The organism is Stenotrophomonas sp. STEN083 (assembly GCF_056759195.1).
In genome coordinates this window covers 1-19150 of sequence record NZ_JBRRCU010000059.1, presented here as the reverse complement: position 1 = coordinate 19150, position 19150 = coordinate 1, and the positions used below count along the sequence as shown (strand labels likewise).

The following is a 19150-nucleotide window of genomic DNA, read 5'->3' as shown; positions in this document are numbered from 1 at the left end:
CGTTTGCAAGCGGGTCAGCGATGAGTGCGGCCGTAACCAAGCAAACGCAGACGGTTGCGGCTGTCGAAGACGGCATCCGCCCGCAGTTGGCTGAGCTGATTGCGCTGCGTGGTGCTGCCAATGGCGGCCGCAAGGCCCGCCGCGGGCACTACGCGGTAAGCGGGCGCGCTGCATCGATGCTGCGTGGTCGCGGCATGGAATATGCCGAGTCACGCGAGTACGTACCCGGCGATGATGCGCGGCACATCGACTGGAAGCTGACCGCGCGTACCGATGCCACGCATACCAAGACCTTCCAGACCGAGCGCGAGCGGGTCACCTTGTTGATCGCCGACACCGCTGCGGCCCTGTATTTCGGTACACGGGTACGTTTCAAATCAGTGCAGGCGGCACGCGCTGGTGCGGTGGCGGCATGGTCGGCGTTGCGTGATGGTGATCGTATCGCGGCGCTGCGCGGCTCCACGCAACAGGCCCTGGTGCCACCGGCAGGTGGAACACGCGGTGTCTTGCGGACGCTGGATGCCTTGGTGCGTTGGTATGGCGAACGACCTGTCGATGATGGCGGGTTGCAGCTGGCCTTGGAGCAGGCTGCGCGGGTATTGCATCCCGGCGCGCGCGCGGTGGTGTTGGCTGATCCAGCCAGCGCGCAGGCGGTACCTGCAGCAACGTGGTCGGCACTGTCGATGCATGTTGAAGTGGAGTTGGTGTTGTTGCTTGATCCTCTGGAAATCTCACCGCCGCGCTGTGTACTGCCGCTTGCAACGCGATCCGGCCGCCTGCAACTGGATCTGGCCTCATCCGCTGTGCGCGATGCCTGGCATGGTGCGCTGATCGGCCCGGTTGAAGCGCTGTGCCGGCAACTGCCAGGCCGCCGCATCCGTGTCAGTACCCTGGTGAGCGACGACGCCAGTGATGCCTGGCTGGGCGCAGCGCCAAACCGGAGCGTTGGCTGATGGCCGCACAGCTGCAGCTGCGTGATGTGCATTTGCCGGCAGCGCCGGGTTGGTGGCCGCTGGCCCCGGGTTGGTGGCTGCTGATTGGCGCGATCGTGGTGATTGCTCTGGTGGTGCTTTCCATCCATATCTTCCGCCGGCGCCGGTTGCAGCGCTGGATGACGCTGTTTGACCAGCAGCTTCAGGCCGCGCAGCAGGGGCCTGCCAAGCTGGCCGCAGCCTCGGAACTGCTGCGCCGCGCGGCGCGGCGGCTTGATCCGCAGGCGGTGCAGTTGCAGGGTGAGGCGTGGCTGCGTTTTCTCGATGGCGGCAAGGGCGATGATTTCAGCAGCGGCGAGGGACGTCTGCTGCTGGATGGCGGCTTTCGCCCGACGCTGGAAGCTGCGCAGGTCGATCGAGTCTGCCAGCTGGCCCGTAGCCGGTTTCTGCAATTGATGGCCGGACGGCGCTGATGCAGGACATGATTGCAAACTGGTTGAGCCTATTGCCGGCGTTTGCGTGGCCTTGGGCGTGGCTGGCGCTGCCATTGCCGCTGCTGATGTTGCTGTGGCCGTTGCGTGAACAGAACGGGGCGGCGTTGCGCGTTCCTTATGAGCCGGCGCGTCTGCAGGGCCAGGCGCCTTCGCGCGCCGGAGCAGTTTTACAGACCGTGCTGCTGTGGTTGGCCTGGTTGTGCCTGTGTGCGGCATTGGCGCGCCCGCAGCAATTGGGTGAGCCGATTGAGCCGCCGCGACAGGCCCGGCAGATGATGTTGGCGGTCGACCTGTCTGGCAGCATGAGCGAGCCGGATATGCAGCTTGGTGGCCAGGTGGTCGACCGCCTGACGGCTGCCAAGGCCGTGCTGGCTGACTTTCTCGAGCGTCGTGAAGGCGACCGCGTTGGTCTGTTGGTGTTCGGTCAGCGTGCCTATGCGTTGACGCCGCTGACCACCGATCGCGCTACCGTGCGCGATCAACTGCGCGACAGCGTGGTTGGCCTGGCCGGGCGTGAGACCGCATTGGGTGATGCGATTGCGCTGTCGGTGAAGCGTCTGCGCGAACAGCCGCAGGGGCAGCGTGTACTGATCGTGTTGACCGACGGCGTGAATACTGCCGGTGTGCTGGAGCCGCTGAAGGCGGCCGAACTGGCCAAGGCGGAAGGCGTGCGCGTCTACACCATCGCCTTCGGTGGCAGCGGCGGCATGTCCTTGTTTGGCGTGCAGCTGCCCGGCGCCGATGACCAGGTGGACGAAGCCACCTTGACCAAGGTCGCTGACGAAACCGGCGGGCGTTTCTTCCGCGCCCGCGACACTGATGAGCTGGTCAACATCTATGCCGAGCTGGATCGGCTGGAGCCTGTAAAAGACGCCGGCCCCGCGGTGCGGCCACGTATTGAACGCTATCCCTGGCCGTTATCGCTGGCCTTGCTCTTGGGCGTATTGGCACTGGCTTGGCGGGGACTGCGGTCATGATCAATTGGCAGGATCTGCATTTTCTACGTCCGGAGTGGCTGTGGGCGCTGTTGCTGGTGCCCGCCGCCCTGTTGGGTAGCTGGTGGCGCCGTCACCGCAGTGCGCGTTGGCACGAGGCGGTGGATCCGCATCTACTGACGCAATTGCTGAGCGATGGTGGCAAGCGCGGTTGGTGGGGCAGCGTTGTACTCGCACTCGGCCTGACGCTGGCGGTGCTTGCGCTTGCCGGTCCGAGCTGGCGTCAGCTGGAGCAGCCGTTGTGGACCTCCAAGACACCGCTGGTGATCGTGCTTGATCTGTCCAGCAGCATCCGCGCGACCGATCTGCCGCCGTCGCGCTTGCTGCAGGCCCGCGCGAAACTGGCGACTTTGCTGCGTGAGCGCAAGGGCGGCGAAGTGGCCTTGATCGCCTTCGCGTATGAGCCGTTCACAGTGGCGCCGCTGACCGATGACGCAGCCAACGTCGCTTTGTTTCTGGATGCGTTGGCGCCGGAAGTGATGCCGGCCGATGGTCAGCGCGCAGAAAAGGCGCTGCTCTGGGCCGGCGATCTGCTGAAGCGGTCCGGTGCCCGCAACGGCGAGATACTGCTGCTGAGTGATCATGCCGATGCAGCAGCACTGGCCGAGGCGGCCAAACTGCGAGCGGTCGGCTACCGGGTTTCGGCATTGGGTCTGGGCAGCCTGCAGGGCGCCTCCTATCGCGATCAGCGTGGTGCGATTGAACAGGCGCATCTGGATGAAACGTCGCTGCGTGCATTGGCAGCAGCTGGCGGCGGTGCTTATCAGCGCATCGCCAACACCTCGGCGGACCTGCAGGCTTTGGGTGTGCTGGAACCACAGGCCGGTGCGCAGGATCGTGAGCAGCAGGCCAGTGCTGGCAAGCAGTGGCAGGACGAGGGCTATTGGTTGTTGCCGCCGCTTCTGTTGCTTGCGGTGTTTGCATTCCGTCGCCCGCGTCGGGTGATGCCGGTGCTCGCGCTGTGTCTGTTGTTGCCAATGCTGCAGCCCGCCCATGCGGCTGAGCAGGGCGGTTGGTGGCAGCGCGCCGACCAGCGCCAGCACCAGCGTCTGGGTGAAGGCGTGGAAGCGTATCGGCTCGGCGATTTCGCCACGGCGCAGAAGAAATTCGAAGGCATCGACAGCGATCAGGGCTGGTACAACCTTGGTAATGCGCTTGCCCGTCAAGGCAAGTACGACGAGGCCATCGCCGCCTACGACCGTGCGTTGAAGGCACACCCGGGCATGCAGGATGCGCTGGCCAATCGTGCCGCGGTAGACGCCGCGCGCAAGCGCAAGTCGCAGCAGGATCAGCAAGGCAAGCAGCAGAATCCATCCAAGCCGCAGCAGGGCAAGGACCAGCCTGGGCAGCAGAACCAACAGCAGAATCCTTCGCAGCAGAATCAGCAGGGGCAGCCGCAGCAGGGGCAGCAGGGGCAGCAGGGGCAGTCGCAACAGGGGCAGCCGTCGGCTGAGCAGAATCCAGCCAAGGACGGAAGCTCGTCGTCTGACAAGGGTGAACAGCCGCCACAAAGCGAAGATGCCGGCAAGCAGGAACAGGCTGATCAAGCACAAAGTCAGCGCATGGCCGAGGCAATGCGTCAGCAGCAGGCGCGCGAAGGCGAGCAGCAGAGCGCCGCCGCGCAGGCAGCGATGACACCTGCGCAGCGTGAGCAGCAGCAGGCCGTAGAGGCCTGGATGCAACGCGTGCCGGATGAGCCGGGCAATTTGTTGAAAGCAAAATTCCAGCTCGAGTACGAGCGACGGATGCGGGAAAAAAGATGAGAAAGATGCACACAGGCAGCGCAATGCAACTATGGCTGTTGCTGGGCCTGCTGGCGTTTACTGGCCTGCTGCAGGCACAGACCCGGGCTTGGCTGGATCGCGACAGCATCAAGCAAGGTGAGTCGGTCACCCTGACCATCGAGACCGACCAGTCCGGCAGCCCGGACTATGCGCCGTTGGAAGCAGACTTCGTGATCGGTGCGCAGAGCAGCAGCCGCCAGTTGCAGATGGGCGGGGGCGTCTCGCGCAACTACGCCCAGTACGCGGTTGCACTGACGCCGCGCCGCACCGGCATGCTCGACATCCCTGCGCTGCGCGTGGGCGGCGGTAGCACCACACCCTTGCTGGTGAAAGTTGACGAGGCGCCGGTTGCCAGCCGTGACGGCAATGCGGTGGCTTTCATCGAAACCGAGGTCGATGACAAGCAGCCCTACGTGCAGCAGAGTGTGGGCGTGGTGGTGCGACTGTACTTCGCTACCCAGCTGGCCTCTGGCGAGCTGGTGCTGGATACACCGGCGGCGGCGTCGCTGCAGCGCATTGGCGATGACCGCACCTCCGTGCGTGAAGTGGGCGGACGTCGCTACAACGTGGTCGAGCGCCGCTTCCTGTTGATTCCCGAACGCAGTGGTCCTTTGCAGATTGCCGGGGCCCGTTTCAGCGGGCAGGGTGCGGGTGGTTTCTTCGATGATTTCTTCGGTCGCGACAATGGGCAGCTCAGCGCCCGTGGTCCCGACCAGACCTTGCAGGTACGCGCGACACCGGCCGATGCGCCGCAGCCGTGGCTGCCGCTGAAGAGCCTGCAATTGCGCTATACCGCAGCGCCCAACAGCGGGCGTACCGGTGAAGCCATCGCCATTGAAGTGGAGGCGATTGCCAACGGTGCCACCAAGGCCCAGTTCCCGGAATTGCCGGTGCCCTCGCTGGGTGACAGCGCGCAGGTGTTCGCCGAACCCCCGCAATACGATGAGACTTTCGAGGGCTCCAGCCCGCAATTGAAGCTGACCCGCCGTTACTCAATCGTGCCGCAGCAGGCTGGCGCGCTGAGCGTGCCGGGGATACAGATGCAGTGGTGGGACGTTGCTGCCGGACAGGTTCGCACCACCTCGCTGCCGGCACTGTCATTGCAGGTAGCGCAGGGCAGCAACACCAGCATGGTCGCGCCGCCGCTGGTACAACCGGCAGCGGCGGGCTCTGCCGCAGTGACTGCAGGCAATGCCTTGGCGGCGTCGCAGGACGCCGCGAGCAACTGGCTATGGCCTGCGCTGGCGGCCGGTTTCGCCTTGTTGTGGCTGGCCACGCTGATCTGGGGGCTGTCGCGTCGCCATACTCCGGCGGTGACCCGCGACGGGCCTGCAGCGCAATCTGCCAGCGCTGCCTCGCGCTACAGCACGGCAGACCTGCGCCGCGCCTTGGACGCGGGCAGTCTGGACGAGGTTGCGCACATCCTCGCCGCGATGGGCGGAGTGGATGGTCTCGACGCGGTGTTGCAGAAACTGGATGACCCGGCACAACGCGGTGCGCTGCAACGCATGCAACGCGCTCGCTGGGGCGGCGAGGGCGACGTGAGCGCCGCGCGTGCGCAGCTGCGTGAGGTATTCAAGGCCGGTCCGCGCTGGCGGCAAACCGCAGTGGTGGAAAAACCGTTGTTGGACCCTCTCTATCCAGAACAAAGCTGAAAAGGGCGGTTGTACATCGTCTGTTAAGCTGACCCATTCTCTGGAGGGAAACCCACTTATGGCCAATGCAGCCAAGACCACCGCCAAAATGCCGTTCCACTGGAAGATAGGGATCGGCTTCGGCTTCGGTCTGCTGCTGGGCCTGATCGTGCATCTCGTCAGTCCTGACGCGGCGTGGGTGCACACGGTCACCACCTATGTGACCACGCCTGTATCCGGGCTGTTCCTGAGCCTGATCTTCATGCTGATCGTGCCGCTGATCTTCTCGGCGCTGGTGATGGGCGTGTCGGAGATGGGTGACATCCGCTCGCTGGGGCGCATCGGCTGGAAGTCGTTGGCCTACACCATCGTGCTGTCCGGTGTGGCGGTATTGATCGGTCTGGTGCTGGTCAATCTGTTCCAGCCCGGTGCCGGTGTTGACCCGGCGGTGGCGGCCAAGCTGCTGGCCGAGAACGCCGAGCGCAGCCAGGCCATCGTGGCTGGTGCGGGCACCCAGCCCAAGGGTTTGGACATGCTGCTGTCGATCGTGCCCAACAACGTGCTGGACGCGGCTTCGGACAACGGCAAGATCCTGTCGCTGATGTTCTTCGCGCTGATGCTGGGCATCGGCATGGTGTTGTCGCCTGCGGAAAAGGTGGCCACGCTGCGCAAGGGCATCGAGGGTCTGTTCGAAATCTCGATGACCCTGATCAACCTGGTCATCCGTCTGGCGCCATACGCGGTGGCCTGCTTCATGTTCAATCTGGCCGCCATCTTCGGCTTCGACCTGCTGGTCAAGCTCGGCGCCTATGTAGGCGTGGTGGTGCTGGCGTTGGCCACCCACATGTTCGTGAGTTATGGCATCGCGGTGAAGCTGGCTGGGCGCTCGCCGATCCAGTTCTTCCGGCAGACCCAGGAAGCCACGGTGATGGCCTTCTCCACCGCCTCGTCCAACGCGACCTTGCCGACCGCGCTGCGCGTGGCTGACCAGATGGGCTTCCCGCACAAGGTTTCGCGCTTCGTGCTGACCGTGGGGGCTACCGCCAACCAGAACGGCACCGCGCTGTTCGAGGGCGTGACGGTGATCTTCCTGGCGCAGTTCTTCGGCGTGGACCTGAGCATCGGCCAGCAGTTCATGGTGATGGTGGTCTGCATCCTCGGCGGCATCGGCACGGCCGGTGTGCCATCGGGTTCGCTGCCGGTGGTGGCCTTGATCTGTGCCATGGTCGGCGTCAATCCGGCCGGTATCGGCCTGATTCTGGGCGTGAACCACTTCCTGGACATGTGCCGTACCGCGCTGAACGTGACTGGCGACCTGGCCCTGACCACCTTGGTGGCACGTGGCGAGAGCGACGACAGCATCGGCGGGCATCATCCGCAGAAGTGATTGCTTTGAGGGAGTTGCAATGAGAAACGGCCACCCTGAACAGGGCGGCCGTTTTGCTTCGGGCATATTTCTCTCAGGCCAAACGAATGCAGACCATCGTCAGTCTTTACGGACTGATCCCGGCAGTCGCTTGTGGGACAATAGGCCGCCCGCAGTTCCGCGGGAGCCTCCTGATTCTGACGACCCATGACGCAGCCCACCCGCCGCCAGTTGGCGAACGCCATCCGTTTCCTTGCCGCTGATGCGGTAGAAGCCGCCAAGTCCGGTCATCCCGGCATGCCGATGGGCATGGCCGATATCGCCGAAGTGCTCTGGAACGACTATCTCCGTCACAACCCGAACAACCCGAAGTGGTTCAACCGCGACCGTTTCGTGCTGTCCAACGGTCACGGCTCGATGCTGCACTACGCGCTGCTGCACCTGAGCGGCTACGACCTGCCGATCGAAGAACTGAAGGCCTTCCGCCAGCTTGGCAGCCGCACCGCCGGCCACCCGGAACGTCATGAAACCCCGGGCGTGGAAACCACCACCGGCCCGCTGGGTCAGGGCCTGGCCAATGCCGTGGGCTTCGCGCTGGCGGAAAAGCTGCTGTCGCAGCGCTACAACCGCCCGGAATTCGAAGTCGTCGACCACCGCACCTGGGTGTTCATGGGCGACGGCTGCCTGATGGAAGGCATCTCGCACGAAGCTGCATCGCTGGCCGGTACCTGGGGCCTGAGCAAGCTGGTCTGCTTCTGGGACGACAACAACATCTCCATCGACGGTGAAGTGGAAGGCTGGTTCACCGACGACACCCCGGCACGCTTCGAGTCCTATGGCTGGAACGTGGTGCGCGGCGTCGACGGCCACGATCCGGAAAGCATCAAGGCCGGCATCGAGCAGGCGCTGTCGCAGTTCGACAAGCCGACCCTGATCTGCTGCAAGACCACCATTGGTTTTGGCTCGCCGAACAAGGCCGGCCAGGAATCCAGCCACGGCGCACCGCTGGGCAAGGACGAACTGGAAGCCACCCGCAAGGCACTGAACTGGCCGTACGGCCCGTTCGAGATCCCGGAAGAGATCTACGGCGGCTGGCGCGCTGGCGGCACCGGCACCCTGCGTCAGGCCGAGTGGGAGCAGCTGTTCGACAAGTACGCCGCACAGTTCCCGGCCGATGCCGACGAACTGACCCGTCGTTCGCACGGCGAACTGCCGGCTGACTTCATTGCCCAGGCTGATGCCTACATCGCCCAGGTGCAGGCCGAAGCGCCGAACATCGCCTCGCGCAAGGCCTCGCAGAACGCCATCCAGGCTTTCGCACCGCTGCTGCCGGAAATCATCGGCGGCTCGGCTGACCTGGCCGGCTCCAACCTGACCCTGTGGAAGGGTGCGCAGACCGTGGTCGGCGAAGACCCGCATGCCAATTACGTGCACTACGGCGTGCGTGAGTTCGGCATGAGCGCGATTGCCAATGGCCTGGCCCTGCACGGTGGTTTCCTGCCGTTCGACGCCACCTTCCTGGTGTTCAGCGACTACGCCCGCAACGCGCTGCGCATGAGCGCGCTGATCCCGGCCCACGTCATCCACGTGTTTACCCACGACTCGATCGGCCTGGGCGAAGACGGCCCGACCCACCAGCCGGTGGAGCACGTGTCCTCGCTGCGCTACATCCCCAACAACGATGTGTGGCGCCCCTGCGATGCGGCCGAATCGGCGGTCAGCTGGAAGGCTGCCATCGTCCGCAAGGATGGCCCGAGCTGCCTGATCTTCAGCCGCCAGAACCTGGCCCCGCAGCCGCGTACGGCCGAGCAGGTGCAACAGATCGAGCGTGGTGGTTACGTGTTGGCTGACGCCGCCGGTACCCCGGACGTGATCCTGATCGGCACCGGTTCGGAAATTGGTCTGGCCGTGGCCGCCAAGGCCGAGCTGGACGCTGCCGGCATCAAGACCCGCGTGGTGTCGATGCCGTGCACCGATGTGTTCGACCGCCAGGACGCCGCTTACCGCGAGTCCGTGCTGCCGAACGCCGTGCGCAAGCGTGTTGCCGTCGAAGCCGGCGTCACCGGTTTCTGGCGCCAGTACGTGGGCCTGGACGGTGCAGTCATCGGTCTGGACACCTTCGGCGCATCGGCCCCGGCCGACAAGCTGTACAAGCACTTCGGCATCACCACCGAAGCGGTTGTGGCAGCTGCCAAGGCGCAGATCGCAGGCTGATAGCCTTCCGTCGCACGTCTTGAACAGAGGCCGGGGAAACCCGGCCTTTGTTTTTGCTTCGCCGCAACTGTAGTGCCGAGCCATGCTCGGCAGGGGCTTGCCCGGTATCCCTGCCGTTGTGGGAGCGGCGTAAGCCGCGAAGCCGAGAACCCATTGCTATCGACGGCCTTGTCGATCGTCAGCTTCGCGGCTTACACCGCTCCTACAAAACCCAAGCTTCCCGGCGTGCGATCAGATTGCGATGCACACCATCAAGCTTTCCCTGCAGTCCGCGCCAGACCAACCCGCAACAAGCCCGCATTGAGCCGCTCGCCAAAACTGGCAGGCCGCTCCAGACCCATCCGTTGCATATACATCGCATCGTTCTCGGCGGGCGCTTGGCGCAAGGCTGCGACTACGGTGCGTAGCTTGCCCATTGGCGTCGCAGTGGCAGATTTCAGCCAACCCAAGGCCCGCACCAGATCCTGCTCGACGGCATCGAAATCACTGCCGAGCGGATAGTCGGGCAGGCTGTCATCGGCGCGGAACGGGGCCAGCGTTGCCTTGAGTAGCTCGACGCGATTCTGTTGCCAATGCGCGGGCGCAACGAAGTTCGCAGCCAGCTTCTTCGAGGTTTTTGCTTGCTCCAATAGTCCCGGTTGGAACGCAGCATCGGTGATGCTGCTCATCGCGACCACGCAATCCTCGTCGGTGAGGTTGCGCAGGTCGGCAATGCCGTACTCGTTGACGAAGACATCGCGCAGGTGACGCGGAATGGTGGTGTGGCCGTAGTTCCAGCGCACATTGGATTGCGGCTTGCCGCCATCCTCGCGCACGGCGCGGAACATCAACACGCTGCGTGCATCGGGCAGGGCATGCGCCATCGCCACGAAGTTGTACTGGCCACCGACGCCGGAGACCACGCGGCCATCTTCCAATGCATCCGATGCCGCCGCGCCGAGTGCGCTGGCGATCATGCAGGAGTTGAAGAAGCGCGCATCGCGGCGCTGCAGGCGTTCCAACGCTTCGTTGCCGCCATAGAGCTGGTTGATCTCACTGATTCGGCGCATGCCGATGGCGGCGCGTTCGGCATCGGGGAGATTGCGCAGCCAGTCGTAGAACTCGGCTGAGCCCAGATAGAAGGCACCATGCAGGTACTCACCTTCGCGTGCCAGTCGGCCGCGGTCACCATTGCTGGCAGTGCCGTCGGCCAGGCGCTGCATCAGGCCGAGATCGTCATGCACCTTGCGCCAGATCACGCCGGTCTGCACCAGCTTGCGGAAGCCTTCGTTGAGCATCTCGCTGCAGCCGTACAGGCCGATCTCGAACGGCCCAAGTCCACCCGCTTCATGCACCAGCGGGTGCTCGGCAATCTGCGGATCGAGCGCGTGCAGGATCTGCCGGTAGCGTGCGTTGTCTGTGTGCCGCAACACCAGCGCATGGCTGAGTGCGTCGGCCAGCGTGCCGATGCCAATCTGCAAGGTGCCGCCGTCGCGCACCAGGGTGCTGGCGTACAGACCGATGGCGTAGTCGGCATCGCTGACCGGTTGCCGCGGCAGGCCAAACAGCTGCGGATAGGGACCGGGCGGGGTGATCACCAGATCGAAGAAGTCGGGATCGACCGCGGCGGTGCCGCCCAGCCACGGCAGTTGCGGATCAATCTCGGCGATCAACAAGGGCTTGGGCAGGCCGCGCGCTGCGATGGCATCGAGCGTGTCCTGGGTGATGTCGTTGTTGCAGGACAGCGATAGCTGGTTGCTGCCTTCACGGTAGGCCACTTTCTGCACGATCGCGTTCGGTGCACGTTGCGCCACGGCATCGGCTGCATGCGTGTAGTTGAGACTGGTGTAGTAACGCTGCGCCTGCGTCGAACGCAACAGCGCGCCGGATTGCATGTAGAACTCTTCCACCTGCACATGTGCAGGCAATTCATCGCGGGCGATGGCATCGGCGTAGGCAAGACGTGGGAAGTCAACGCCGAAGTGGCGCTCGACGAACGGGCGCATGAAGCGCGCCTCCAGTCCATCACCCTTCGCCTTCGGCGGGTTCAACGACAAGGCGGTATACAGCTGCAGCGGCCGCGCCGGATCGTGTTCGATACGCGCGTACAAGGCATTGAGCAAACGGTGTGGTTTGCCCAGTGCCAGTGGTGCGCCGATGCGCAGTGGGCCTTGGATGTTGCTCAGCAGCCAGTCCACGGCGGCGTCAAGGTCGGTCACGTGATGGGGCATGGTGTCCGGTATCTGCGGGGGTGCTGGCATTACAGCATGACTGCCCTGAATCACTTGGTGAGGGCTTGACAGGGATTTCGTTTACTCGTGTAATCGATAAAAATTACAGGCGTAAACGATGATCCGGATCAGTGAGGCCGAAGCCGTTGTCATGGCGGTGTTGTGGGGGCAGCACCCGCTGTCTGCCGATGAGGTCATCGCGCGGCTGCCAGGCGGCAATGACTGGGCCGAAGCCACGGTCAAGACCCTGCTCAACCGCCTGCTCAACAAGGCCGCGATCAGTGCAGCCAAGGACGGCCGGCGTTTCCTGTATACGCCGCTGGTGCAGCGCGATGCCTGGTTGCTTGAAGAGAGCAGCAGCCTGATCGAGCGCCTGTTCGACGGCCGGGTCGCGCCCTTGGTCGCTCATTTCAGCCAGCACCAGCGGCTCAGCCGCGAAGACGTTGCCGAGTTGCGCAAACTGTTGGAGGGGCTCGACGATGAGCAGCACTGAGATCCTGGCGCTGTTGTTGAAGACCACCTTGGCGAGCAGTGCGGCTGTTGCACTGGTGCTGATGCTGCGGAAGCCGCTGCGCCGTTGGCTTGGGGCAAGTGCTGCCTATCTGCTGTGGCTGTTGTTGCCGGTGACGCTGCTGGCGGTGCTGTTGCCCGCACCACAGGCGGCGCCCGTGCCGATGCGGGTCAGTGAAGTGGCCGTACAGGTTGGGCAGGCGGTGGTTGCCGGTCCCGCGGTGATAGCGCATTGGCCGTTGTGGCTGTGCTGCGCGTGGTTCGCCGGAGTGTTGCTGATGGCGCTGCGCCTGTACCGCCAGCAGCGGAAATTCCAGCAGGGGCTGGGGCGGCTCAGTCAACGCGATGACGGGCTATGGCAGGCACAGGCCGTGGCGGGCTTACCTGCGGCTATGGGATTGCTGCGACCGCGGATCGTGCTGCCGGCTGGCTTTGAACAACGTTATCTGGCGGTCGAGCAGCAACTGGTGTTGCTGCATGAGCGCGTGCATCTGCAACGCGGCGACATCGCGATCAACGCATTGCTGGCGCTGTTGCAGTGCCTGTACTGGTTCAACCCGCTGTTGCTGTTCGCTTTGCGTTGCTGCCGCGAAGACCAGGAATTGTCCTGCGATGAACGTGTGATCGCCCGCGTATCGGGCGCACGCCGCAGTTACGGCGAGGCCATGCTCAAGACCGGGCTGGCCGCGTCCCCGTTGCCGGTGGGGTGTCACTGGCAGAACCATCATCCATTGAAGGAGCGTATTGCCATGTTGAAGCGTCCCGTACCGGGCAGGAAGCAGTGGTGTGCCATGTTGGTGCTGTCGTTGGGCTTGTCGTCCGCTTTCGGCTACACCGCCTGGGCCGCGCAGCCGGGCAAGCTGGTGTCGAGCTCGACTTCTTCGTCCTCATCATCTTCTTCATCGACATCAACCACGACCGGCAAGGGCACGGTCTATGCCACCTTCGTGGAGGCGACGCTGGAAGGCACCAGGCAGCGCTTCGAGCTGCAGCAGTCGGCGGGCACGCCGTTCTCCTTCAGTGCCAGCTCGGACAAGGGCGTGCAGTGGGCAGCGGAGTTCACCTTGCAGCCTGCCGCCGACGGCATGCTCACGCTGAAAGGCACGCTGAAGGCGAATGGGGATCTGATCTCGTCGCCGACGTTGCTGATCAAACCCGATGTGGCAGCAGGTATCGAAGTGTCCACCGCTGACCGGCGCTCAACCTGGGTGCTGGAGCTGCGATCGATTGCCTTGCCGGCTGGAGATCCGGCCATCGTATCGGCAGCATCCGGCAAGACCGAACAGGTTGCCTCGCAGAATGCCGGGCGGATGGCGCCGCCCAGCTATCCGCGCGCTGCGATCGACAGTCGCATCACGGGCAAGGTGGTGCTGCGTATCGCGGTGGATGCCGAAGGCCGGGCGACCGACGTGGTCGTTACCGAGGCGCATCCCAAAGGCGTGTTCGAGGAAGTGTCGATTGCCGCTGCAAGGCAGTGGCGTTTCACGCCGGCGATGAAGGATGGCAAGCCGGTCGCGGGCCTTATCCGCGTACCGATCTCGTTCGATATGGATGATGAGGAAATGCACTACTCCGAAAACCAGAGCAGGAGCTGAGGTGCGCGGGCATGCCGCGGTGCTGGCCGCGTTGATGCTGGCCGGCTGTGCGACGCAACCGCAGAAAGAGCAGGCGAGCAGCAGTTTCAACCTCAACCAGCACAGGCAGATGTTGACGCCGGAATCTTCCGGTGGTGCAGGGGAGATACAGCCTTATCAGTTGGCCGCCACGGAAAGCTTTCGCATGCCGATTGCCGTAACTGCCGATGATCCGGTGTTGCCGTTGGAATACGCCAAACGTTCGCTGGATGCCACCACGGTATGTGTGAATGTCATCCTGGATGCGCAGGGGCGGGTGGAACGCAGCGCGCCGCTGTTGGCGCATTCGGCGTGTGGCGCGGGAAGTGACACGGCCAATGCAGGCCTGCTGCAGGCGGCGCTGGCAGCCACTTCCGGTTGGTCGTTCGAGCCGGCTGCCGTCTGTCATTACGCTGAGGGTGTGCAAGCGCCGTCGAACGGAGACTGCAGTAACGCCTCACGTATCGAGGTAGTGCCGGTAACCCTGGCCTATGCCTTCACCTTCGAGGTGATCGAGGGCAGGGCAATGGTACGGCGCGAGGACGCCTTGCACTGAACATGCGCCTGCACGTGGTGCAGGCGCGTTGATTGCTCAGGGAGTATCGAGCAGCTGGTTCAGCAGCGCGGCCAGCTGTTCGCCGCCCAGACGAAGCTGTGCTTCGGCGACCGGTTCCCACACGGCGGTGTAACGCTCGTCGATCTTGTGACCGTCCGGGTACAGGCCTTTGCGGGTGGCGATGCGGCAGGTCTGCTCGGCCCACAGGGCGGGATCGCGCTGCAGGTCTGGTGTGCGCACACCGCGGGGGGCCGGCAGCGCCTGCAGGCGTTGCAGGAACTGGTCATCGTTCAGCTGCAGCGGATAGAACATGCCGCTGTCCCAGACCGAATGCAGGTTGGTGCCGCGGCCGTTGAACTGCAGCTGGTAGTTGTTGCCGCCGCGATCATGGCCGTAACCGGCGTGCAACGGCTGGTGCAGGTCACCAACCAGATGCACGACGAACTTGAGCGCCTGCAGGCGTTCGGCATTGCTGAGCTGGCGGTTGGCCAGGATTGCACTTTGCTGCTGCAGGGCGCCTACCACGCAGTTGCCGTTCCGACAGTGCTTGGTCGGGGAGAAGTTGCAGCCGTCTTCGGCCATGTTGACGTAGTGCCAGCCCGCCGACTTCTTGCCCAGATCGGGGTCGTTGGCGCGTAGCTGGTCGGCCCAGGGGGCGATGCTGCTGAGGGTGGCGTCGGGTTCGCTTGCCAGCAGGCGCTCGACTTCAGCCTTTGCGGCAGGGTCAAGGCGGGTTTCGGCAATGCGCGCGACCAGACGGTGGCCTTGCGCGCCCCAAGCCAGTGCCTGGCCGGGGAGGGTTGCGGAGACAGCGATGGCGATGCCCAGTGCCGGCATCAGGAGACGGTGGAGCTTGTTCATGTCGCCATTCTAACGGCTGCGCTGCCATCGGCTACGTGCGCCAGATGGCGAAACACGCCCCCGGTTGTAGCCGGGGACGTGTTCGCTGGGGGAGGGCAATACTTACTTACCCGTCAATTGCGGCCAGCCTCAGAACTTGAAGACGTAAGCCACGCCGTACACCAGCGGATCGATCTTGGCGGTGCCCAGCTTGTTGCCGTTGACCTTCACCTTGGTGTCGATATCGGCCCAGCGCATGTCAACGCGCAGCGCGCCCTTGTCGCTGACCGCGAAGTCCAGGCCGGCATGTGCAGCCAGGCCCCACGAGTCTTCCAGCTTGAGCTTGGTGCCAGCCAGCGCGCCCTTGCTGTCGGTGCTGAAGAACTTGGTGTAGTTCACGCCCAGGCCGACGAACGGGGTGACCTTGCTGCTGTTGGTGAAGTGGTACTGCAGCGAGACCACCGGCGGCAGCTGCTTGGTTTCGCCGACCTTGCCGACGCCGTCGATGCTGACGTCGTGCTTGAACGGCAGCGCTGCGAGAACTTCGATACCGATGTTGTCGGCGACGAAGTACTCAAAGGTGACGGTCGGCTTGACGTCGCTGTCGACCTTGGTGGACAGCTTGCCCAGACCCAGCGCGGCGCCATTCAGATCGCCGGCATCGGACTTCGGGTCGACCGCGTGGACGCCGACGCCCAGGGTCCAGTCGCCCTTGGACTGGGCCATGGCGGGGGCGGCGGCAGCCAGGGCTACGGCGGCGGCCATGGCGGAAAGCAGCAGGGCGGAGGTCTTGCGCATGTGTAATTCCGTTACTTGGTGGAGGTGGCGCCAGTGTCCGCATGACACCGGGACAGCGCTTTGATCCTGATCAAACAGGGGTTTACGCTCAGCTGGCGCTCAGCTCAGGTGGTAGGGCAGTCGGCCACGGAGCGGGCATGGGTCCTGCTAGAATGGCGTCCCCTTTCCACCCCGCCGCAACGGCTTTGCGGCTGCAGGAGCTTGTGAACATGGCAATCAAGGTCGGCATCAACGGTTTCGGTCGCATCGGGCGCAATGTGCTGCGTTCGGCAGTGTTGAACTTCGGCAACGACATCGAGATCGTGGCCATCAATGATCTGCTGGAGCCGGATTACCTGGCTTACATGCTCAAGTACGACTCCGTGCATGGCCGTTTCAAGGCGGACGTGGAAGTGTCGGGCAGCGACCTGCTGGTCAACGGCAAGAAGATCCGCCTGACCCAGGAACGCGACCCGGCCAACCTGAAGTGGGACGAAGTGGGCGTGGACGTGGTGATCGAGTCCACCGGCCTGTTCCTGACCAAGGAAACCGCGCAGAAGCATCTGGACGCGGGCGCCAAGAAGGTGATCCTGTCGGCTCCGTCCAAGGACGACACGCCGATGTTCGTGTTCGGCGTGAACCACAAGACCTACGCCGGCCAGAGCATCGTCTCCAACGCCTCGTGCACCACCAACTGCCTGGCCCCGCTGGCCAAGGTCATCAACGACAAGTGGGGCATCAAGCGTGGCCTGATGACCACCGTGCACGCTGCCACCGCTACGCAGAAGACCGTTGACGGCCCGTCCAACAAGGATTGGCGCGGCGGCCGCGGCATCCTGGAAAACATCATTCCATCCTCCACCGGTGCTGCCAAGGCCGTGGGCGTGGTGATCCCGGAATTGAACAAGAAGCTGACCGGCATGAGCTTCCGCGTGCCGACCTCGGACGTGTCGGTAGTCGACCTGACCGTCGAGCTGGAGAAGGAAGCCACCTACGCTGAAATCTGCGCCGAAGTGAAGGCACAGAGCGAAGGCGCGTTGAAGGGCATCCTCGGTTACACCGAAGACAAGGTGGTTGCCACCGACTTCCGTGGCGAGACCCACACCTCCGTGTTCGACGCCGAAGCCGGCATCGCTTTGGACAGCACCTTCGTCAAGTTGGTCAGCTGGTACGACAACGAGTGGGGCTACTCCAACAAGTGCCTGGAAATGGTGCGCGTCGTCGCCGCCTGATCCACGCAACCGCTGTAAACAGAGCGGGCGCCGAAAGGCGCCCGTTCTGCTTTTTTAGAGCCCTCCCTTTCGCCGCAGGCGAAGGGGAGGGTTGGGAGGGGTGCTGTTGCTCTTGCTCCAGATCAATACCCGGGCTACCCGGCGTCGCAAGCGGCACGTTCGCTCGAACCCCTTACTTCACCGGCGGCAACTCAATCTCATCGTTCCCCGGATGCTTGGCAAACCGCCCCTGCCCAGCCGCATGCACCGGCCCATGACTGGACCACGGCCAACCACCAAACTGGGTGCGACCATAGTCGCGCCGCGCCTGTTCGATCTCCTCGGCGGTATTCATCACGAACGGGCCATAGGCCACCACCGGCGCACCGATCGGCACGCCCTGCAGCAGCAGGAGCTGCACCACGTCATCGCCACTGTTGTGCAGCGGCAAGGCGCTGCCGGCAGCCACTTCCAGCAAGCGTGGCCCGCTGATCTCATCACCATCCACCAGCAGCTGCTTGCCTGCGTGGAAATACAGCGTGCGTCGCGTGCCTTGTCCGCTCGCGGGCGGCAAGGTCACCGAGGCACCCGGCTGCAGGGTGATCTGCCAAACCGCGACGTCAGCTTGCGGATTGGCCGCCCAGGAGCTGCGCCCCGGGGCCAGCGGCACCAACTCGACATGACCGCTTTCCTGCGGGAAATAACTGCCAGCAATTACTTTCACCTCGACACCGTCGATGCGGTAGTGGGGAATGTTCTCGCCCCACAGCATCACGAACTCAGGATCGGCCATCTTGTTGTGTGGCGGCAGGTTCAGCCAGATCTGGTACAGATCCAGCGGATTGGCGTGCTCGCGCGAACGCAGCGGGAACATCTCCGAATGCTGGGTGCCGCCACCGGCGGTAAGCCACTGCACGTCGCCATCGCCGTAACGTGCGGTCGCACCCAGCGAATCGGCGTGGTCCACCAAGCCCTGCGGCACGATGGTGATGGTTTCAAAACCACGGTGTGGGTGCGCGGGGAAGCCCGGTACGTTGACCCCGTGGTACATGCTGAAGCCGTCCTTGCCGCTGAAGTCATGGCCAAGCTCGCGGCCGCCCAGCTGGCGCATGTCCACACCCTGCTCGGCGGTAGCCTGTGGGTACTGGTCCAGATGATGGGCGCAGAACAGGAAGGGATCGGTGCCCGGCCACGGACGGCCCAGCGGTTCATTGCGGAGGATCAGGTTGGTCATCGATGACTCCTTGGCGAAAGTGGATCGCGGCGATGGGCTGGCGCCCACCTGCGTCGACATGCTCTATTGATGGGTGCGCGGTTCTAGGCCACAAGGAGGCACGCCGATGACAGCAACTCACACCGGTGATACTGGCCCAGCTGCAGGTGAAGACGCCGCGTATTGCCAACAGATGCGGCTGCTGCTGGACCGTGTTGGCGAGAAATGGAGCCTGTTGGCGGTCATCGCACTGCGCGAACAGCCGCGTCGTTTCAATCAGTTGCGGCGCGAGCTGAGCGGTGTGTCGCCGCGCATGCTGGCGCGTACGCTGCGCGGCCTGGAGCGGGACGGACTGGTCAGCCGCCATGTTTATCCGACGGTGCCGCCGCAGGTGGACTATGCGTTGACCGGATTGGGGCAGTCGCTGCTGCAGCCGGTGGATGCCTTGCTGCAATGGGCCTGGGCACACCAGCCGCAGATGGATCAGGCGCGCGCTGATTTCGATGATCGCCAGCGCGATGCCGGCGAAGCCTCGCTGCAAGGCTGATTCTGTCCCCTCACCACCAGCCCACCAAGCCGATACCAGTATTGCGCGAGCATCGTTCTGTAGGAGCGGCGTAAGCCGCGAAGCTGAGGCTGCTGAAGCCTTCGGTATACATGCCATCTGAGGATATGTCGGCTTCGCGGCTTACGCCGCTTGTGTCTGCCAGCCGAGTAGATTGTGGTTGAGAGCGGAGTGCGGCAGCCCGTTACGTCGCGGTGCCCAGAAGCACGTGTAGGAGTTGGGGCGCCGCACTCCAA

The 19150-nt window shown here is 64.1% G+C and carries 16 protein-coding genes; 12 read left to right on the top strand and 4 right to left on the bottom strand.

Annotation, left to right across the window (positions count from 1 at the left end; genetic code table 11):
* The first annotated feature begins 20 nt into the window (after nucleotides 1–20).
* The 7 genes from ACVOK8_RS15335 to tkt all read left to right on the top strand — a co-directional run bounded on the left by ACVOK8_RS15335 (nucleotide 21) and on the right by tkt (nucleotide 9419).
* Nucleotides 21–953 (top strand): DUF58 domain-containing protein, encoded by a 933-nt coding sequence (locus ACVOK8_RS15335; protein WP_481567585.1) that lies wholly within the window; start codon nucleotides 21–23, stop codon nucleotides 951–953.
* Nucleotides 953–1405, top strand: coding sequence for a DUF4381 domain-containing protein (locus ACVOK8_RS15330; protein ID WP_481567584.1), 453 nt, complete (start codon nucleotides 953–955; stop codon nucleotides 1403–1405). The genes ACVOK8_RS15335 and ACVOK8_RS15330 overlap by 1 nt, the downstream gene beginning before the upstream one ends.
* Nucleotides 1405–2403 carry a vWA domain-containing protein gene (locus ACVOK8_RS15325; protein WP_481567583.1) on the top strand — a complete coding sequence of 333 codons (999 nt, stop codon included), beginning with the start codon at nucleotides 1405–1407 and terminating at the stop codon, nucleotides 2401–2403. Before ACVOK8_RS15330 ends, ACVOK8_RS15325 begins: the two co-directional genes overlap by 1 nt.
* Nucleotides 2382–4184 (top strand): vWA domain-containing protein, encoded by a 1803-nt coding sequence (locus ACVOK8_RS15320; RefSeq protein WP_481567582.1) that lies wholly within the window; start codon nucleotides 2382–2384, stop codon nucleotides 4182–4184. The genes ACVOK8_RS15325 and ACVOK8_RS15320 overlap by 22 nt, the downstream gene beginning before the upstream one ends.
* Complete coding sequence (locus ACVOK8_RS15315) at nucleotides 4181–5860, top strand: BatD family protein (protein ID WP_481567581.1); 1680 nt, start codon at nucleotides 4181–4183, stop codon at nucleotides 5858–5860. Before ACVOK8_RS15320 ends, ACVOK8_RS15315 begins: the two co-directional genes overlap by 4 nt.
* Before the next feature lie 58 nt (nucleotides 5861–5918).
* Nucleotides 5919–7226 carry a dicarboxylate/amino acid:cation symporter gene (locus ACVOK8_RS15310; RefSeq protein WP_481567580.1) on the top strand — a complete coding sequence of 436 codons (1308 nt, stop codon included), beginning with the start codon at nucleotides 5919–5921 and terminating at the stop codon, nucleotides 7224–7226.
* A gap of 186 nt (nucleotides 7227–7412) precedes the next feature.
* Complete coding sequence (gene tkt, locus ACVOK8_RS15305) at nucleotides 7413–9419, top strand: transketolase (protein ID WP_481555604.1); 2007 nt, start codon at nucleotides 7413–7415, stop codon at nucleotides 9417–9419.
* 251 nt (nucleotides 9420–9670) lie between these two features.
* On the opposite strand, the gene ACVOK8_RS15300 is transcribed toward tkt, so the two are convergent.
* Entirely contained in the window at nucleotides 9671–11629 is a 1959-nt protein-coding gene (locus ACVOK8_RS15300) for an acetyl-CoA hydrolase/transferase C-terminal domain-containing protein (protein ID WP_481567579.1), read from the bottom strand.
* A 121-nt stretch (nucleotides 11630–11750) separates the two neighbouring features.
* On the opposite strand from ACVOK8_RS15300, the gene ACVOK8_RS15295 reads away from it, so the two are divergent.
* Genes ACVOK8_RS15295 through ACVOK8_RS15285 form a run of 3 tightly spaced genes read left to right on the top strand, consistent with a single transcriptional unit; the run spans nucleotide 11751 to nucleotide 14308 of the window.
* On the top strand, nucleotides 11751–12122 hold the full coding sequence (locus ACVOK8_RS15295; protein WP_481567594.1) for a BlaI/MecI/CopY family transcriptional regulator: 372 nt from the start codon (nucleotides 11751–11753) through the stop codon (nucleotides 12120–12122).
* Nucleotides 12109–13734 carry a TonB family protein gene (locus ACVOK8_RS15290; RefSeq protein ID WP_481567578.1) on the top strand — a complete coding sequence of 542 codons (1626 nt, stop codon included), beginning with the start codon at nucleotides 12109–12111 and terminating at the stop codon, nucleotides 13732–13734. Before ACVOK8_RS15295 ends, ACVOK8_RS15290 begins: the two co-directional genes overlap by 14 nt.
* Before the next feature lies 1 nt (nucleotide 13735).
* Entirely contained in the window at nucleotides 13736–14308 is a 573-nt protein-coding gene (locus ACVOK8_RS15285) for a hypothetical protein (RefSeq protein ID WP_481567577.1), read from the top strand.
* Nucleotides 14309–14344: 36 nt separating this feature from the next.
* Here ACVOK8_RS15285 and ACVOK8_RS15280 read toward each other — a convergent pair whose 3' ends face one another.
* Both ACVOK8_RS15280 and ACVOK8_RS15275 read right to left on the bottom strand, forming a co-directional pair.
* On the bottom strand, nucleotides 14345–15169 hold the full coding sequence (locus tag ACVOK8_RS15280; protein ID WP_481567576.1) for a S1/P1 nuclease: 825 nt from the start codon (nucleotides 15167–15169) through the stop codon (nucleotides 14345–14347).
* 129 nt (nucleotides 15170–15298) lie between these two features.
* A complete protein-coding gene (locus tag ACVOK8_RS15275; protein WP_481531763.1) occupies nucleotides 15299–15946 on the bottom strand; it encodes an OmpW/AlkL family protein in 648 nt (215 codons plus the stop codon).
* Nucleotides 15947–16155: 209 nt separating this feature from the next.
* Between ACVOK8_RS15275 and gap the strand changes: the two genes are divergently transcribed.
* On the top strand, nucleotides 16156–17157 hold the full coding sequence (gene gap / locus ACVOK8_RS15270) for a type I glyceraldehyde-3-phosphate dehydrogenase (protein ID WP_057629111.1): 1002 nt from the start codon (nucleotides 16156–16158) through the stop codon (nucleotides 17155–17157).
* A gap of 172 nt (nucleotides 17158–17329) precedes the next feature.
* Here gap and ACVOK8_RS15265 read toward each other — a convergent pair whose 3' ends face one another.
* The gene (locus ACVOK8_RS15265) at nucleotides 17330–18370 is read right to left on the bottom strand and encodes a pirin family protein (protein ID WP_481567575.1); all 1041 of its coding nucleotides are present in this window, start codon (nucleotides 18368–18370) and stop codon (nucleotides 17330–17332) included.
* 106 nt (nucleotides 18371–18476) lie between these two features.
* On the opposite strand from ACVOK8_RS15265, the gene ACVOK8_RS15260 reads away from it, so the two are divergent.
* Nucleotides 18477–18896, top strand: coding sequence for a winged helix-turn-helix transcriptional regulator (locus tag ACVOK8_RS15260; protein WP_481567574.1), 420 nt, complete (start codon nucleotides 18477–18479; stop codon nucleotides 18894–18896).
* Nucleotides 18897–19150: the final 254 nt, after the last annotated feature.

Excerpts from the sequence above, each read along its gene's own strand:
- ACVOK8_RS15280 (WP_481567576.1), bottom strand. The coding sequence starts at position 15,169 with ATGAACAAGCTCCACCGTCTCCTGATGCCGGCACTGGGCATCGCCATC.
- ACVOK8_RS15290 (WP_481567578.1), top strand. The coding sequence starts at position 12,109 with ATGAGCAGCACTGAGATCCTGGCGCTGTTGTTGAAGACCACCTTGGCG.
- ACVOK8_RS15325 (WP_481567583.1), top strand. The coding sequence starts at position 1,405 with ATGCAGGACATGATTGCAAACTGGTTGAGCCTATTGCCGGCGTTTGCG.
- ACVOK8_RS15265 (WP_481567575.1), bottom strand. The coding sequence starts at position 18,370 with ATGACCAACCTGATCCTCCGCAATGAACCGCTGGGCCGTCCGTGGCCG.
- gap (WP_057629111.1), top strand. The coding sequence starts at position 16,156 with ATGGCAATCAAGGTCGGCATCAACGGTTTCGGTCGCATCGGGCGCAAT.
- ACVOK8_RS15275 (WP_481531763.1), bottom strand. The coding sequence starts at position 15,946 with ATGCGCAAGACCTCCGCCCTGCTGCTTTCCGCCATGGCCGCCGCCGTA.
- ACVOK8_RS15310 (WP_481567580.1), top strand. The coding sequence starts at position 5,919 with ATGGCCAATGCAGCCAAGACCACCGCCAAAATGCCGTTCCACTGGAAG.
- tkt (WP_481555604.1), top strand. The coding sequence starts at position 7,413 with ATGACGCAGCCCACCCGCCGCCAGTTGGCGAACGCCATCCGTTTCCTT.
- ACVOK8_RS15335 (WP_481567585.1), top strand. The coding sequence starts at position 21 with ATGAGTGCGGCCGTAACCAAGCAAACGCAGACGGTTGCGGCTGTCGAA.
- ACVOK8_RS15330 (WP_481567584.1), top strand. The coding sequence starts at position 953 with ATGGCCGCACAGCTGCAGCTGCGTGATGTGCATTTGCCGGCAGCGCCG.
- ACVOK8_RS15300 (WP_481567579.1), bottom strand. The coding sequence starts at position 11,629 with ATGCCCCATCACGTGACCGACCTTGACGCCGCCGTGGACTGGCTGCTG.
- ACVOK8_RS15260 (WP_481567574.1), top strand. The coding sequence starts at position 18,477 with ATGACAGCAACTCACACCGGTGATACTGGCCCAGCTGCAGGTGAAGAC.
- ACVOK8_RS15315 (WP_481567581.1), top strand. The coding sequence starts at position 4,181 with ATGAGAAAGATGCACACAGGCAGCGCAATGCAACTATGGCTGTTGCTG.